Raw genomic sequence first — 15,654 nt, 5'->3', positions numbered from 1 at the left:
CGGGCGCGCGTTTTCAGGCGATGCGCAGCGAAGGTTGCTGTTCGCTGCGGCGGATCACCACCGGAATCGACTTCGAAGTCGGCGTGCCGGTACCGTCGCCGAAGCTGGCCAGCGGCACCAGCGGGTTGGTTTCCGGGTAGTAGGCCGCCAGGTTGCCACGCGGAATGTCGTAACTCACCAGCTTGAACCCGTCTACTTTACGCACCACGCCATCGTTCCACAGGGTTTCAATCTCTACCCGTTCGCCATCCTGCAGGCCCAGCGCCGCCAGATCCTCCGGATGGATGAACAACACTTCGCGTTGGCCGTAAACGCCGCGATAACGGTCATCCAGACCATAGATGGTGGTGTTGTACTGATCGTGCGAGCGCAGCGTCTGCAGGGTAAACGGCGCTTGCTCGCCGCCCAGCTGCGGGAACAGGGTGGTCGGCAGCGCGGCGGCGCTGAATTCTGCCTTGCCGCTTGGCGTGGCGAAGCGCAGTTCGGCGGCGGCATTGCCCAGGTAGAAACCGCCGGGCTGGTCGCAGCGCCGGTTGAAATCCTCAAAGCCGGGAATGGTGGCGGCGATATGATCGCGGATCAGCGAGTAGTCGTCGGCCAGTTCCAGCCAGTCCAACTGCCGGGTGCCCAGCACCGCGTCGGCGATACCGCAGACGATCGCCGTCTCCGAACGTTGGGTCTCCGCCAGCGGTTTGCCGATGCCTTCCGAGGCGTGCACCATGCTGAACGAATCCTCGACCGTAATGTACTGCGAGCCGCTGGCCTGCATGTCCAGTTCGGTGCGGCCGAGCGTCGGCAGGATCAGCGCGTCTTTGCCGGTCACCAGGTGGCTGCGGTTAAGCTTGGTGCTGATATGCACCGTCAAATCGCAGTTGCGCAGGGCGCGGGCGGTGCGCTCGGTGTCCGGCGCCGCGGCGGCCAGGTTGCCGCCCAGCGCGATCAGCACTTTCACTTCGCCGCGCAGCATCGCTTCGATCGCTTCCACCGTGTTGTGGCCCAGCGCGCGATTGGCGGTGAAGTTAAAGTGGCGCTCCAGGCTGTCGAGCAGCGCTTTGGGCGACTTCTCGTCGATCCCCATGGTGCGGTTACCCTGGACGTTGCTGTGGCCGCGTACCGGGCACAGGCCGGCGCCCGGTTTGCCCAGTTGCCCGAACAGCAGCTGCAGGTTGGTGATTTCGCGCACCGTCGCAATGGAGTGTTTATGCTGCGTCACGCCCATCGCCCAGGTGCAGATCACCCGTTCGGCGCCCTGATAGGTGGCCGCCGCCTGGCGCAGCTGCGCCTCGCTCAGGCCCGACTGCGCGGTAATGGTTTGCCACTCGGTGGCGTCTACCTGCGCCAGGTAAGCCTCTACGCCGACGCTGTGCCGTTCGATAAACGCCAGGTCGAACAGGGCGGGCTCGCCGGCGGCCAGACGCTGGCGGTGGGTTTCCAGCAGGGCTTTTACCATGCCGCGCACCGCCGCCATATCACCGCCCAGATTCGGTTGGTAATAGGAAGAGCTGATCGGCGAGGATTTTGGCGTCAGCATCTGTACCGGATCCTGCGGATCGGCGAACCTTTCCAGCCCACGTTCGCGCAGGGTGTTGAAGCTGACGATGCGCGCGCCGCGTCGGGCGGCGTTTTTCAGGCTGTGCAGCATGCGCGGGTGGTTGGTGCCGGGGTTTTGACCGAACACGAAGATGGCATCGGCCTTTTCGAAGTCATCGATGCGGATGGTGCCTTTGCCGACGCCGATGCTCTGCTTCAGCCCAACGCCGCTCGCCTCGTGGCACATATTGGAACAGTCGGGGAAATTGCTGGTGCCGAGCATGCGGCCGAACAGCTGATAAAGGTACGACGCTTCGTTGCTGGCGCGGCCCGAAGTATACAGCTCGATCTGGTTCGGGTTGTCCATGCCGTTGATGTGCTTGGCGATCAGCGCCAGCGCGTCCGGCCAATGGATAGGCTCATAGTGGTCGGTTTCGGCGTTGTAGCGCATCGGATGGGTGAGGCGCCCCTGATACTCGAGGAAATAGTCGCTTTGCTGCTGCAAGGTGCTGACGCTGTGGGCGGCGAAGAACTCTGGCTCGACGGCGCTGCGCGTCGCTTCCCAACTGACCGCTTTGGCGCCGTTTTCGCAGAAGCTGAAGGTGCTGTGGTTGTCGTCGCCCCAGGCGCAGCCTGGGCAGTCGAAGCCGCGAGCCTTGTTGACGCGCATCAGGTTGCGCATGTTTTTGAGCGTTTGTTTACTGTCGAGGACAAAGCGGGTGGTGGCTTCAAGCGAACCCCAGCCGCCCGCCGGGCCGGTGTAAGGCTTGATTGACGGTTTAAATTTCATGATGACACTTCGCAGGTGGTTGTAGCTAAAAAGTAAACGCTTTTTTATGCGTCTTGCGTATTTATGTCACAAGTTTAGGGGGGCTGCCGGGTGGCGTCTAATCGAATGGGGCAATGGCGGCATAGAGCTTATCTATCGCCGGCGGGCGATGACGTAAACAAATGGTTGCATAAAGACACCCGCTGCAAAAGAGTAATGGTTTCGTCTGAAAGTGAATTAATGCAGTCTATCTCGCGGATTATATTGGCATTTTATTCAGCCTGCGGGCCTGAGGAACACAGCGTGAAGCGTTCAGTATCAGTGGTGATCGGCGGTATATTACTGCCTTTAGCGGCGCAGGCGGCGGGAACGACGCCCCATTTTCCCACCATGACCCCGCCGGCGATAGACGCCGCCTCTTACGTTTTGATGGATTACACCACCGGCCAGGTGTTGGCTGCCGGCAATGCCGATGAACGGCGCAACCCGGCCAGCCTGACTAAACTCATGACCGGGTTGGTGATCGACCACGCGCTTGACCAGCACAAGATTGGTCTTGACGATGTCGTCACCGTGGGGAAAGACGCCTGGGCGCAGGGCAACCCGGTGTTCAAGGGGTCTTCGTTGATGTTCCTGAAGCCCGGTGACAGGGTCACGGTACGCGATCTCAGCCGCGGCATTATCATCGATTCCGGCAACGACGCCTGCGTGGCGATGGCGGACTATGTGGCGGGCAGCCAGGCCAACTTCGTCAAGCTGATGAACGAGAAGAGCGCGCAGCTGGGCCTGCAGAACACCCATTTCGAAACGGTACACGGGCTGGATGCGCCGGGGCAGTTCACCACCGCCGGCGATCTGGCGGTGATTGCGCGTGCCATTATCATGAGTGAACCGGCGGAATATCATATGTACAGCGAGAAGTCGCTGACCTGGAACGGTATCACGCAGCAGAACCGCAATGGGCTGCTGTGGGATAAGACGCTGCACGTCGATGGGCTGAAAACCGGGCACACCGCCTCGGCCGGCTTCAACATCATCGCCTCCGCCACCGAAGGGGATCGCCGCCTGATCGCCGTGGTGATGGGCGGCAAAAGCGCTAAGGGGCGTGAGGAGCAGGCGCGTAAGCTGTTGACCTGGGGGCTGCGCGACTTTACCACCGTACACCTGTTCAGCGCCGGGCAGAGCCTGGGGGAAGAGCCGGTCTGGTACGGCGAGGATCACCGCTTGCCGGTCGGCAGCGCGCAGAACCAGTCGCTCAGCCTGCCAAAAAACGAAGCGGACAAGCTGAAGGCGCAGTACGTAATCAATACCGCACGGCTGGAAGCGCCGATTGGCAAAGGGCAGACCGTCGGCGAGATCCGCATCAGCGACAATGGCCAGGTGGTGAAAACCCTGCCGCTGGTCGCGCTGCAGGCGGTGCCGCAGGGCGGCGTGTTCTCGCGCCTAGCGGATTACGTGAAGCTGAAGCTCTGACTCGCCGGGCGGGCGACGGCGCCCGGTGGTATACTGATGCGAATGCCGATCATTGAGCCGCGCTATGGATATTAAACAACTGATTTATTTGTGTAATTTAGAACGGGAACGCCACTTCGGCCGGGCGGCGGAAGCCAGCTTCGTCAGCCAGCCAACGCTATCCATGCGATTGAAAAATCTGGAGAAAGAGCTGGGCGTTTCGCTGATTAACCGCGGCAACCATTTCGGCGGTTTTACCGCCGAAGGCGAGCGGGTGCTGGCGTGGGCGCGTGAGATCGTCTCGGTCTACCAGGGGCTGAAGCTGGAGGTGGAGTCGCTCAAGCACGGCTTGCACGGCACGCTGCGCCTTGGCGTGGTGCCGCAGTGCAGTATCTCGGTATCGGAAATGCTCAAGGCGGTCAGCGCGCGTTACCCGCATCTCGATTACCGGCTGGCGGTGCTGAGCGCCGATCAGCTGCTGGAGGCGCTGACGGCGCATACCGTTGACATCGGCATCGGCTTTTTCGAGCTGTCGACCTTAAAGGAGCTGCATTTCCAATCGCAACCGCTGGTGGAAACCGGCGTCGAGCTGGTATTTCATCCGCAACACTTCCCTAAGCTGGTGGGCGACACGCCGTTGCCGCTGGAAGCGGTGGCCGCCTTGCCGCTGTGCCTGGCCGAGCCGACGCGTTATTTCCGCCGCTATCTCGATCAACACTTCCGCGACGCCGGGTTGACGCTGCACACGCGGCTGGAGACGGCCTCGATCTTCCAACTGCTGGAGGGAATTTTCGTCGGCCTGGGCTGCGGGCTGTTCCCGCGCGGCCAGCTGCAATCGCCGCTGATGCCGGCGTTGCAGCGGCGCCCGGTGGCCATCGGCGCCATGCCGCGTCATGCGGCGGTGGTGGTCGATATGGCGGAGCGCGCCACGCCGTTGGCGCAAAAATTCTTCGACGCCGCCAGCGAGTGGCTGCGTCGGCAAAATGAATAGAGACGTTTAAGTTTACCCGATGTTTCCGCAACGATTATGGCCCCGAGGGGCCATAATCATGTGGTGCCTAACGGTCGACGGAATAAGGTTAATTGCTGATGGTAATGGTCGGATCCCAATAGAAATAACCCAGTAATTTCTGATCGCCGCCATTTGGCCGATAATAGATAATAGAGGCCAAATTGGATGCAATAATTTTCCGTGCCGGTATTGCTGATGTCCGCCTGGATGAACCAATAGGTTTGGTTGGTGAAGGTGACGGGGAACACGGTATTTTGCGCCGGCATCATCGAGCTGCGGGTGTACATTTTGAAGGTCGGGTTGGAAAAGACCTGGGTGCCGCTGCCGAACTGCGGCAGCCCGTAGATCAGCACGCCGGCGTCGAAATTGGCGGATTCTGAGGTGCCGGTCCAGCGAATGACGTCGCCGACATTGGCTTTAAAGTTCAGGTCCGCCGTGCCGGAACCGCCGATCACCTGCTCGGAGGTGACGACCATATAAGCGTATTGATGCCCGATACCTGTTGGGTTGCCGGAGTCCTGACTGGGGTTGTTATTCTCGAATGCTTCTATCAGAGCATCGGTATCGATGACGACAATCACGTTAACGATACTGTTGCTGGATTTAAGTTCTTGCTCAGACATGGGGTTACCTCACAATATTTTTTTTGCTGTGATGGAAAATCAAAAAATAATGGGGTTGACGGCGAGCGTTTATTTTTAGTGAATATTTGAAATGGAAATCACAACGTCGCTATCGGCTTAATCATAGAAACTAAACAGCAAGCCCACCACTGCTGAAAAGTTAGAGGCGTTAATGTGTTTCTCTATTAATTAGCAGGGTTAAAACCTTGTTTTACTGCTTCTGCGATGAGAACGGTTACATAATTGAGCGAGGGCGCAATCTTTCTATTGCTTTGTTTGCAGACATAATTTTGACGAGTCGTTATTTTCGCGAGCGGCAGAGAAAAACGAATCATAATTCTGACAAATATTATTTTTTCGGATTTATACTTTATCAGTTCATCTTTTGGTGAAGTTTTTAGCCAAAATAGACCAAAGAGAGTTAACGGCGAAATTAGCCGTCAACTCAGTGATAGGTCATTGCGCCGGCTGTGCCGGCTCTGCATCGCCCAGCGTTTGGCGCAGGCGGTTTTCCCAGGCGTAGAGCGCGGCGGTGAGGATCACTTCCAGCGCCTGCGCCTGATTCAGGCCGCTGTTGAACAACGGCTGCACGCTCTGCGGGGTGAATTTCTCCGGAGCGCGCGTCAGCTCGGCGGCGGTGTGGATCACTGCACGTTTGACGGCATCCTCGGTAAAAGCCAGCCCCTGAGGCAGCCCGGCGAACAGCGCCTGGGCCAGCCCGTCGTCCTGTAGCTCTTGCGCCACCGTAGCCGCGCAGTAGCGGCTGCCGTTGATGCGCGAGACCACCAGCGTCGCCAGCGCTTTCAATCGGCTCGATAACCCATATCCTTCGGCATTGATGCCGTTAAACACGCCGTTACGCTCGCGCAGCGCGGCGGCATCGTGCGCCAACAGCAAATAATAAGATTCGGCGCGCGCCTGCGGGTGGCTCTGATCCAGCACGTCAAGCTGTTCGGCGGCGGCGGCTTCCGTGTCGATTGTCGGCAGACGCGCAGTCCAGCTCAACTCGTCGGCGCTGAAAGCGACGCCATCGGCGTCTTCGACGTTCGGGAAGCCGGGCACCACCACCGCCGGGCGGCCGGCCAACGCCGCGACGCCCGCCACTACGCGCGCCTGATAGCTGACAAAACCGATCGTCTGAGAGAAGGTTACGATATCCGCCGGGCTCAGCCCGACGTCGCCGAGCTGTTGCAGCGCCCTGCGGCAAATCAGCGTGGGCTGGCTGGCGAGCTGGCGGGCATATTGGGTGATCTGGGCAAGGCGGATATTGCTTTCCCGGGAGGCGTCCGGGCTGTGCAGCGGGGCGAGGCGGGCGGCGTAGTGGCTACAAAGCGATTGCACGCCCGTCACCTGAGCGACGGTCAACGCGGTGCTGAGGCGATCGTAGGGTGACAATGTCACGTATCGTGACAGCGACACCTGGTCGGGAAACAGCGCGTGGTAACCGGCCAGCGAGGCGTTGAATACCCCGGCGCGGGCGCTGAGCGCAGCATTTAGCGCTTCGTCGGCGAAGGCGCCCAGCCCCAGCAGAAAACGATCGCGCAGGGTGGCCGCCTGCGGCTCCAGCGGCGCATCGCCCCGTACGCTGCTTTGGGTTTCGTGATACCACTGGGCATTATGTTGTCGACGGAGTCGTTCCATAGGGTCAATCCTTAATCGTGATCAACAGCCAACGCTGCGTACGGCAGCGGCGGCTGGACAAAGAGGCAACATGCCCGCTGGCGGGGCGAAAGGCGGATTCAGCGCAGCTCATCGCAGCACAGCGCGTGGCCGTAAACAGAGAAACCGGCGGCCAGCGTAAGCAGAAACTGCGAGAGGCGGCGATGGCGAAGGCTGTTCATCAGTGCGATATCCTGTCGTATGAGAGGCTCAACGTAGGGGATATCCTCACCGATCGCCCTGGCGAGATAAAATAATGTTACGGACTAATCAATAACTGAAAGGAATAAAATATAAGGATATATAACAAGAATGTAATTTGTATTTGCGTTTTCTGGCGTAGCGGCAGGCGCGTGCGGCAATAAAAAACCCGCCGCAGCGGGTTTATTGCAGGCCAGGACGGGCCTCAAAAACGGCCGCCGTCGCGCCGCCAGGCGTCGGCGGTCAGCGCCTCGCCGAAATGGCTGGCGATAAGGCGCTTGGTCAATTCGTGCAGCGGCGCCGCCAACACCTCGGCGGTGCTGCCGCGTTCGACGATTTCTCCTTCGTGCATCACCAACACCTGGTCGCTGATATGCTTCATCATGCCGAGGTGCTGAGTGACGTAGATATAGGAAATACCGTGTTTTTCCTGCAGTTCCAGCATCAGGTTGATGATTTGCGAGCGCATCGACATGTCCAGCGAGGCCAGCGCCTCATCGGCGACGATTACCTTCGGCTGCAGGATCAGCGCACGCGCCAATGCGACGCGCTGTTTCTGCCCGGAAGCCAGCATGTGCGGATAGTAGTAGGCGTGATCCGGCAGCATGCCGACCTGGCGCAGCGTCTGGTTGATGCGCTGCTCGCGTTCGGCGGGTTCCAGACTGGTGTTCAGCCGCAGCGGCGCGTCCAGCAGCTGGCCGATGCGCTGGCGCGGGTTGAGCGAGGTGCTCGGATCCTGAAAAATCATGCGAATGCGCTGGCTGCGATAGCGATAATCGCCGAATTCCAGCGGATGATCGTCGATCAGCAGTTCGCCGGCGGTCGGTTCCACCATGCCGGAGAGCATCTTCGCCAGCGTGGATTTGCCGGAGCCGTTCTCGCCGATCACCGCCAGCGTCTGGCCTTCGCGCAGGGTAAAGCTGACGGATTTCACCGCCTCGACGTGCTGACGGCGGAACAGCCCGGTGCGGTAGCGGTAGGTTTTGCTCAGGTTGCGCACTTCCAACAGCGTTTCCATGTTATTGCTCCTCCATGTTCAGCGGGAAGTGGCAGGCGAAGAAGTGGTTTTTGACCGGGCGCAGGCGCGGCGTTTCGATACACTTCTTCTGCGCGTAAGGGCAGCGCGGCCCCAGACGGCAGCCGATCGGCAGGTGTTCCAGCGAAGGAATGGCGCCCGGCAGCGTGTTCAACCGGCTCTTGTGCGGCAGCGAGCGGCCAAAATCCGGCATGGCGCGGATCAGCGCCTGGGTGTAAGGGTGGTGCGGTGCCGCCAGCAGCTCTTCGCACTGGGCGCTTTCCACCGTTTGCCCGCAGTACAGCACGTTCACCCGGTCGGCCCATTTGCTCATCATCTGCAAATCATGGCTGATCAGCAGGATGGTGGTGTTGTTGTTCTGATTGAGGCGCGCCAACAGGCGGAAAATCTGCGCCTGGGTGGTCGGCTCCATGGCGTTGGTTGGCTCATCGGCGATCAGCAGGCGCGGCTGGTTGGCCAGCGCGATGGCGATCATCACTTTCTGACACTCGCCTTCGGTCAGCTCGTACGGGAAGCTGCCCATGATGTCGTCGTGATCCTTGATGCCGACGCGGTGTAGCAATTCGATGGCGCGGCGTTTGCGCCAGTTGAAGCGCTGCCACCAGTGGCCTTTATAAGTCCAGCCCGGGATCGCCTGCGCCAGCTGGCGGCCGATGCTCTCGGAAGGATCGAGGCAGGACTGCGGCTCCTGGAAAATCATCGAGACGTTGTGGCCCACCAGCCTGCGCCGCTCGCGCGGGCTCAGCTGCAGCAGATCGATGTCGTCGAAGCGGAAACGGTCGGCGGTGACGCGCCAGTTGTCTTTGGTTACGCCGCAGATGGCCTTGGCGATCAGGCTCTTGCCGGAGCCCGATTCACCCACCAGGCCGCGCACCTCGCCCTCGGTCAGCGTCATGCTGACGCGATCGACCGCCTTGACCGGCCCTTCGGCGGTCATAAATTCAATCGTCAGATTGCGGATATCGAGTAACGGCATTATTCCACCCCGGCATTGATTGCGCGGCGCATACCGTCGCCTAACAGGTTAACCAGCAGCACGCTGACGAGGATGGCCGCGCCGGGCAGCATCACCGTCCAGGGCGCGACGTACACCAGCTCGAGCGAATCGCCGAGCATCGCTCCCCATTCCGGCGAAGGCAGCTGCGCGCCGAGATCGAGGAAGCCGAGCGCGGCGATGTCCAAAATGGCCATCGACAGCGCGCGGGTGAACTCGGTCACCAGCACCGCGGCGATGTTCGGCATGACGGCGTACCACAGGATCTGCAGCGTGGAAGCGCCGTCGAGCCGCGCCGCCACCACGTACTCTTTCTCCAGCTCGTCGTGCACCGCGCTGTAGATGGTGCGCACCATGCGCGGCAGCAAGGCGAGCCACACCGCCAGCATGGCGTGTTCAAGTTTGGGGCCGATAAACGCCACCACCACGATCGCCAGCAGCAGCGAGGGAATGGACAGCAGGGTATCAAGAATGTGGTTGAGCACCGCCGAGCGCAGCCCGTGGGTGACGCCGGCGAACACGCCGAGGATCACCCCGCAGAACGCCGCGGCCAGCGTCACCGCCAGCGCCGAGCCGAAGGTGGCGGCAGTGCCGGTCAACAGGCGGCTGAGGATGTCGCGCCCGAGATCGTCGGTGCCGAGAAAGAACGACACGTTGCCGTAGCGCGACCAGGACGGCGGCAGTAGCTGATAGCCGAGGAACTGCTGATCCAGCGCGTAGGGCGCCAGCAGGCTGCCGAACAGCGACAGCAGCAGCAGGGCGATCACCCCGTAAAAACCGATCATCGCCAGCGCGTCGCCGTAGAAAATCCGCCAGGTGTAGCGCAGCGGGCTCGGCATTTTTTTCTCGCGGTATACGTTATCGAAGGGCATACCATTCCTTATGTTTCAGCGGGTTGGTTGCCGCACCCAGAATATCGGCCAGGACGTTAATGGTGATCACCAGCGTGCCGACCACCATGACACCGGCGGAGATCGCCGCATAGTCCTGCTGGCGAATGGCGTTGATCAGCCAGCGGCCGAGGCCCGGCCAGCTGAACACCACTTCGGTGATCATCGCCAGCGTGAGCATGGTGGAGAACTGCAGCCCCAGCTTGGGCACGATCGGCGGCAGCGCGTTGTGCAACACGTGGCGGCGAATGATGGTGAAGCGCGACAGACCGCGGGTGGCGGCGGCCTTGATGTAGTTTTGGCTCAGCACGTCGTCGGTGCTGATGCGCATCAGGCGCACCACTTCGGTGGTGGGCGCCACCGCCAGCGCGGCGATCGGCAGGATCATGTGGCGCAGGGCGCTGCCGATCATCTCGGCGCGGTACGGCGAGTCCGACAGCCAGGCGTCGATCAGCGCGAAACCGGTGATCGGCTTCACCTGATACAGCAGGTCGAAACGGCCGGATACCGGCAGCCAGCCCAGGTGCAGCGAGAAGAACAGCATCAGCAGCAGCGCCAGCCAGAACACCGGCATCGAAAAGCCCAGCAGCGCGAAGGTGCTGATGGCGGTGTCCTGCCATTTGCCGCGCAGCACGCCGGCGATGATGCCCAGCGGAATGCCGATAAACAGCGCCAGGGCGAAGGCCAGCAGGCACAGTTCCATGGTGGCCGGGAACACTTCGCGCAGCTGTTCGCTGATCGCCTGGCCGTTGATGCTGGAAACGCCGAAGTCCCAGTGCAGCAGGCTGACGAAGTAGAACTGATAGGCGTCCAGCAGGGCGGCGCCGTTCAGCGGCGCGCGCGGCGTGAAATAGCTCAGGCTGAAGCTGACCAGCGTCAGGAAGAACAGCGTGATCAGCAGCAGCAGAATGCGGCGCAGGGTAAAGATAATCACTTTTTCACCTCCGGCGCGGATTCACGGTACACCCCGGCGAACGAGGCGTTGCCGAACGGGCTCAGCACCAATCCCTTGATGTCGTAGCGGTAGGCCTGCAGCCGCAGGGAAGAGGCCAGCGGCAGCACCGGCAGTTGCTGCTCGAGGATCTTCTGCGCCTTGCGGTAGTTGTCGATGCGCTGAGACAGCTGCTGCGACAGCAGCGCGTTCTGCAGCACTTCGTCGAAGCCCGGGTCACACCAGTGAGCATAGTTGGTTTGCGAACGGATTGCCGCGCAGCTCAGCAGCGGCCGGAAGAAGCTGTCCGGGTCGTTGCTGTCGGTGGCCCAGCCGGTCAGGGTCAGATCGTGGTTCATCTCCATCAGGCGCGCCTCCTGGAAGCGGCCTTCCACCGGCACGATGGTGACGTTGATGCCCACCTGGCCGAGATCGGCCTGGATCAGCTCAGCGGTCTTCAGCGGGCTCGGGTTGTAAGACTGCGAGGCGGTCGGCACCCACAGCTTCAGGTTCAGCTGGCCGACGCCGGCCTGCCGCAGCATTTCGCGCGATTTGGCCGGATCGTACTCGGTGACGTGCGCGTCGTTGTCGTAGGCCCAGGAGGCGCGAGGCAGGATCGAGGCGGCGGTTTCCGCCGTGCCGTAATAGATCGATTGCATCAACCGCTGGTTGTTGATCGCCAGCGAGATCGCCTGGCGCACGTTGAGGTTGTCGAGCGGCGGCTTGCGGGTGTTGAACGCCAGATAGGCGATGTTCATCCCCGGGCGCAGCGTCAGGCGCAGGCGCGGATCGTCGCGCAGGATAGACAGCTGGCTCGCCGCCGGATAGGCCAGCACGTCGCACTCGCCGGTCAGCAGTTTGGAGAGGCGGCCGGTGCCGCCGGCGCCCAGATCGATCACCACCTGCGGCATGCGCGGCAGGCCTTTCCAGTAGGCGGCGTTGCGCGCCAGGCGAATATATTGCCCCGAGCGGTATTCGTTGAGCAGGAACGGGCCACTGCCGACCGGTTCACGGTCGATCAGCTCCTGATGGCCTTCGCGCGTCAGCGTGTCGGCGTACTCGGCGGACAGCACCGGCGCGTAGTGGGTCGCCAGGTGCCACAGGAATGAGGCGTCCGGCGACTGCAGGCGGATCTCCACCGTGTAGTCGTCGAGCTTTCTCACGCTCTGCACCGAATCGCCGAACTGCAGGCTGTCGAAATAGGGGTATTCGCCGCCGTTGACGTCGTGATACGGGTGTTTTTGGTCAAATACGCGCGCGAAGCTGAACACCACGTCGTCGGCGTTCATCTTGCGGGTGGGCGTGAACCAGGCGGTGGTCTGGAACGGCACGTCCTTGCGCAGATGGAAGCGGTAGGTGGCGCCGTTGTCCAACACTTCCCAGCTTTGCGCCAACTCGGGGATCAGCCGGTAGGTGTAGGGATCGACATCCAGCAGGCGATCGTACAGCTGGGCGGCCAGGGTATCCACCGTCAGGCCGCTGCTGGCCATTTGCGGGTTGAAGGTATTCAGTATGCCGCTGACGCAATAGACAAAGCCGCTCTGGCGAATGTCCGGCAGCGGCGCCGCGGCGGGCGCGGGCGGTGTTGTTGTGGCCAGGGCGGAGCCGGTAAAGCACAACGACACTATCCAAAGGGGTAAACCACGCATAGAGGCTCATGGGTTAATCAGCAATAGCGTTAGTGTATCGCACTCTGACCGGCAGCCCAATCCATTGAGCAAAATCGCTGAGTTTTCTGCGACTTGATTAATCATGTCGTTCGCGTTCGTGAAAAAAATCTTATTTGATATGTTATAACATAACAAAATCATGATACCGTTCCCCGGCAAAGTCACAATAACGCAAGGGGATGTATGAACGAAGTTGCACTTCCACCACGCCGTTCGCTGCCGGACGCTCAGGCATGGCGCGGCGAAATGAGTGATGTCGGGCTCGATTGGGTCGGGATGCAAGGGATCGCGCTGCCGCTGGAGCTGGCCGGCAAGCCACTGATGGCCAAGGTCGACGCCGGCATCAACCTGCGCGCCGAAGCGGCGGGCGAACGCGGCATTCACATGTCGCGGCTGTATCTGGCGCTGGACGAATTGACGCAGGGCGAGCTGACGCCGCAGCGCCTCGGCCGAACGCTGCAGGCCTTTCTGGATTCGCAGCCGGAACACAGCGATCGCGCCAAACTGGCGATCAGCGGCGAGCTGCTGCTGTCGCGCCCGGCGTTGCTGTCGCCGCAGCGAGGCTGGAAGGCTTACCCGCTGCGCATCGAGGCCACTCTGACGAACAGGCTGACGCTGGCGCTGACCGTCGGCGTGCCTTACTCCTCGACCTGCCCGAGTTCGGCGGCGCTCAGCCGTCAGCTGGCGCAGCAACAGTTTCAGTTTGATTTTGAACAGGCGGCGGAGCGGATCAGCCAACGCCAGGTGAGCGAGTGGCTGTTGGAGCAGGGAATGCCGGCCACCCCTCACAGCCAGCGCAGCTGGGCCTGGGTCACCGTGACGCCCGAGAATGAACGGGCGTTCGAACCGGTGAAATTGATCGACCGCATCGAACACGCGCTGGGCACGCCGGTACAAACGCTGGTGAAACGCCGCGACGAGCAGGCATTCGCGCTGGCCAACGGGCAGAACCTGATGTTTTGCGAAGATGCGGCGCGCCGTCTGTATCGCATGCTGCGCAGCCAGTGTGATTACCGCGCGTTCTCGCTGCGCGTCGAGCATCAGGAGAGCCTGCATGCCCACAATGCGGTGGCGGAGCTGAGCTGGCGGGGAGAAAATCATGCTGCGTAAAAATCCCAGCGGCCACCTGCCGCAGGTCTCGCCGCTGGCCTACATCGATCCCACCGCCATTATCTGCGGCCGGGTGATCGTCGAAGATTTCGTCTACGTCGGCCCGTATGCGGTGATCCGCGCCGACGAGTTGAACGCCGCAGGCGACATGGAGCCGATCGTCATCGGCTCGCACTCCAATATTCAGGACGGCGTGGTGATCCACTCCAAGAGCGGGGCGGCGGTCATCATTGGCCGTTACAGTTCGATCGCCCACCGCGCCATCGTCCACGGCCCGTGTCGCATCGACGATCGGGTGTTTATCGGTTTCAACAGCGTGCTGTTCAACTGCCACATCCAGTCCGGCTGCGTGGTGCGTTACAACGCGGTGGTGGACGGCGTGACGCTGCCGGAAAACCGCTATATCCCCTCGACCGAGCGCGTAGGGCCGGACAGCGACCTGTCGCGCTATCGCCAGGTCGATCGCGGCGCGCTGCAGTTTTCGGAAGAAGTGGCCGCCACCAACGTCGAACTGGTGCGCGGCTATCAGGCATTACGCAATGAATTTTAATGAGGCTCCCATGAAACAACTTCCCGTGACCGTGCTTTCCGGCTTTCTCGGCGCCGGCAAGACCACGGTGCTGAACCACATCCTGAACAACCGGCAGGGCATGCGCGTGGCGGTGATCGTCAACGACATGAGCGAAGTGAACATCGACGCCGCGCTGGTGGAAAATGCGGTGCATCTCGATCGCCAGGAAGAGAAGCTGGTAGAGATGAGCAACGGCTGCATTTGCTGCACGCTGCGCGAAGACCTGCTGGTATCGGTGCGCGAGCTGGCGCAGGACGGGCGCTTTGATTATCTGTTGATCGAATCGAGCGGCATATCCGAGCCGCTGCCGGTGGCGGAAACCTTTACCTTCGAGGACGAAAAGGGCGAAAGCCTGTCGCAGTTCGCCCGGCTGGATACTCTGGTGACGGTGGTCGACGGGGTGAATTTCATCCAGCAGTACCAGCGGGCGCAAAGCCTGCAGGAGGCCGGCCAAAGCCTGGGCGAGGACGATCTGCGCAGCGTGGCGGATCTGTTGATTGAGCAAATTGAGTTCTGCGACGTGATGCTGGTCAGCAAGACCGATCTGTTGACGCCAGCCCAGCAGGGCGAAGTGATGGCGCTGTTGGCCAGCCTGAACCCCGATGCCCGCATTGTGCCGATCGCGCCGGGTAAGCTGCCGCTGGAGGCGGTGCTGAATACCGGCAGCTTCAGCTTTGAAAAGGCGCAGCAGGCGCCCGGCTGGCTGAAAGAGCTGCGCGGCGAACACGTGCCGGAAACGGAAAACTACGGCATCAGCAGCTTCGTCTATCAGGCGCGGCGGCCGTTTGCGCCGGACAAGTTTTACCGCGTGATCAACGGCGACTGGGGCGGCGGCAAGCTGCTGCGCTCGAAAGGCTTTTTCTGGCTGGCGACGCGGCCGCGGCAGGCCGGGCAGTGGAGCCAGGCCGGCGGCATCGCCCACTACGGCCTCGCGGGCACCTTTTGGCGCGCCATCCCGCAAAAGAACTGGCCGCAGGATCCCGAAGCGCGGGCGCACATTCAGGAAAAATGGGTGGAGCCGTTCGGCGACATGCGCCAGGAGCTGGTGTTTATCGGCCAGCATTTGCAGCAGGCGACGATCGTGCGTTTGCTGGACGAATGCCTGCTGAGCGACGATGAAATGGCCGCCGGCGTGGACTACTGGCTGGACATGGCTGACCCGTTCCCTGAGTGGTAATTGCGCAATCTTCGTGTGGAAATGAGAAA

At 61.4% G+C, this 15,654-nt stretch carries 13 protein-coding genes and 1 pseudogene; 5 read left to right on the top strand and 9 right to left on the bottom strand.

The window, feature by feature from the left end:
* Positions 1-13: 13 nt before the first annotated feature.
* Positions 14-2,320 carry an FdhF/YdeP family oxidoreductase gene (locus tag SSARUM2_RS13170; protein WP_041035302.1) on the bottom strand — a complete coding sequence of 769 codons (2,307 nt, stop codon included), beginning with the start codon at positions 2,318-2,320 and terminating at the stop codon, positions 14-16.
* A gap of 282 nt (positions 2,321-2,602) precedes the next feature.
* Between SSARUM2_RS13170 and dacD the strand changes: the two genes are divergently transcribed.
* Together dacD and SSARUM2_RS13160 are read left to right on the top strand one after the other, a co-directional pair.
* Positions 2,603-3,772, top strand: coding sequence for a serine-type D-Ala-D-Ala carboxypeptidase DacD (gene dacD / locus SSARUM2_RS13165; protein WP_060430337.1), 1,170 nt, complete (start codon positions 2,603-2,605; stop codon positions 3,770-3,772).
* Between the two features lie 64 nt (positions 3,773-3,836).
* Positions 3,837-4,742: a LysR family transcriptional regulator gene (locus SSARUM2_RS13160; RefSeq protein WP_033653045.1), complete on the top strand. Its 906-nt coding sequence runs from the start codon at positions 3,837-3,839 to the stop codon at positions 4,740-4,742.
* A gap of 88 nt (positions 4,743-4,830) precedes the next feature.
* Here the strand turns inward: SSARUM2_RS13160 and SSARUM2_RS24370 are convergent, their stop codons facing one another.
* The 8 genes and pseudogenes from SSARUM2_RS24370 to sapA form a co-directional block, all read right to left on the bottom strand.
* Complete coding sequence (locus SSARUM2_RS24370) at positions 4,831-4,923, bottom strand: AidA/PixA family protein (RefSeq protein ID WP_349016942.1); 93 nt, start codon at positions 4,921-4,923, stop codon at positions 4,831-4,833.
* Between the two features lie 58 nt (positions 4,924-4,981).
* Positions 4,982-5,386, bottom strand: a pseudogene (locus SSARUM2_RS13155) (AidA/PixA family protein); the annotation flags it as partial.
* Positions 5,387-5,842: 456 nt separating this feature from the next.
* A complete protein-coding gene (locus SSARUM2_RS13150) occupies positions 5,843-7,027 on the bottom strand; it encodes a peroxidase (RefSeq protein ID WP_041035297.1) in 1,185 nt (394 codons plus the stop codon).
* A gap of 424 nt (positions 7,028-7,451) precedes the next feature.
* Entirely contained in the window at positions 7,452-8,264 is an 813-nt protein-coding gene (gene sapF / locus SSARUM2_RS13145) for a putrescine export ABC transporter ATP-binding protein SapF (protein ID WP_033648455.1), read from the bottom strand.
* A 1-nt stretch (position 8,265) separates the two neighbouring features.
* Positions 8,266-9,258, bottom strand: coding sequence for a putrescine export ABC transporter ATP-binding protein SapD (gene sapD, locus SSARUM2_RS13140; protein ID WP_004930587.1), 993 nt, complete (start codon positions 9,256-9,258; stop codon positions 8,266-8,268).
* Positions 9,258-10,148, bottom strand: coding sequence for a putrescine export ABC transporter permease SapC (sapC, locus tag SSARUM2_RS13135; protein WP_004930580.1), 891 nt, complete (start codon positions 10,146-10,148; stop codon positions 9,258-9,260). The genes sapD and sapC overlap by 1 nt, the downstream gene beginning before the upstream one ends.
* Positions 10,135-11,100 (bottom strand): putrescine export ABC transporter permease SapB, encoded by a 966-nt coding sequence (gene sapB, locus SSARUM2_RS13130; RefSeq protein WP_004930575.1) that lies wholly within the window; start codon positions 11,098-11,100, stop codon positions 10,135-10,137. The genes sapC and sapB overlap by 14 nt, the downstream gene beginning before the upstream one ends.
* Positions 11,097-12,746 (bottom strand): ABC transporter substrate-binding protein SapA, encoded by a 1,650-nt coding sequence (gene sapA / locus SSARUM2_RS13125; protein WP_033648454.1) that lies wholly within the window; start codon positions 12,744-12,746, stop codon positions 11,097-11,099. The genes sapB and sapA overlap by 4 nt, the downstream gene beginning before the upstream one ends.
* 204 nt (positions 12,747-12,950) lie before the next feature.
* Here sapA and folE2 point away from each other — a divergent pair, with 204 nt between their 5' ends.
* From folE2 to zigA, 3 genes are read left to right on the top strand one after another with little or no spacing between them, the layout of a single operon-like run.
* Complete coding sequence (folE2, locus tag SSARUM2_RS13120) at positions 12,951-13,877, top strand: GTP cyclohydrolase FolE2 (protein WP_060438603.1); 927 nt, start codon at positions 12,951-12,953, stop codon at positions 13,875-13,877.
* Positions 13,867-14,427 carry a carbonate dehydratase gene (locus SSARUM2_RS13115; RefSeq protein ID WP_033634689.1) on the top strand — a complete coding sequence of 187 codons (561 nt, stop codon included), beginning with the start codon at positions 13,867-13,869 and terminating at the stop codon, positions 14,425-14,427. Before folE2 ends, SSARUM2_RS13115 begins: the two co-directional genes overlap by 11 nt.
* Before the next feature lie 10 nt (positions 14,428-14,437).
* Complete coding sequence (gene zigA, locus SSARUM2_RS13110) at positions 14,438-15,625, top strand: zinc metallochaperone GTPase ZigA (RefSeq protein WP_041035289.1); 1,188 nt, start codon at positions 14,438-14,440, stop codon at positions 15,623-15,625.
* Positions 15,626-15,654 lie beyond the last annotated feature (29 nt).

The sequence above is a fragment of the Serratia sp. K-E0102 genome (assembly GCF_029962625.1).
GTDB classification, from domain to species: domain Bacteria; phylum Pseudomonadota; class Gammaproteobacteria; order Enterobacterales; family Enterobacteriaceae; genus Serratia; species Serratia sarumanii.
The sequence above is the reverse complement of the archived record's forward strand: the minus strand, read 5'-3'. Positions and strand labels throughout refer to the sequence as shown.

Bases quoted from the DNA above. Each gene is read 5' to 3' on its own strand.
- SSARUM2_RS13170 (WP_041035302.1), bottom strand. From the start codon at position 2,320: ATGAAATTTAAACCGTCAATCAAGCCTTACACCGGCCCGGCGGGCGGC.
- SSARUM2_RS13160 (WP_033653045.1), top strand. From the start codon at position 3,837: ATGGATATTAAACAACTGATTTATTTGTGTAATTTAGAACGGGAACGC.
- SSARUM2_RS13150 (WP_041035297.1), bottom strand. From the start codon at position 7,027: ATGGAACGACTCCGTCGACAACATAATGCCCAGTGGTATCACGAAACC.
- sapF (WP_033648455.1), bottom strand. From the start codon at position 8,264: ATGGAAACGCTGTTGGAAGTGCGCAACCTGAGCAAAACCTACCGCTAC.
- sapD (WP_004930587.1), bottom strand. From the start codon at position 9,258: ATGCCGTTACTCGATATCCGCAATCTGACGATTGAATTTATGACCGCC.
- sapC (WP_004930580.1), bottom strand. From the start codon at position 10,148: ATGCCCTTCGATAACGTATACCGCGAGAAAAAAATGCCGAGCCCGCTG.
- sapA (WP_033648454.1), bottom strand. From the start codon at position 12,746: ATGCGTGGTTTACCCCTTTGGATAGTGTCGTTGTGCTTTACCGGCTCC.
- folE2 (WP_060438603.1), top strand. From the start codon at position 12,951: ATGAACGAAGTTGCACTTCCACCACGCCGTTCGCTGCCGGACGCTCAG.
- SSARUM2_RS13115 (WP_033634689.1), top strand. From the start codon at position 13,867: ATGCTGCGTAAAAATCCCAGCGGCCACCTGCCGCAGGTCTCGCCGCTG.
- zigA (WP_041035289.1), top strand. From the start codon at position 14,438: ATGAAACAACTTCCCGTGACCGTGCTTTCCGGCTTTCTCGGCGCCGGC.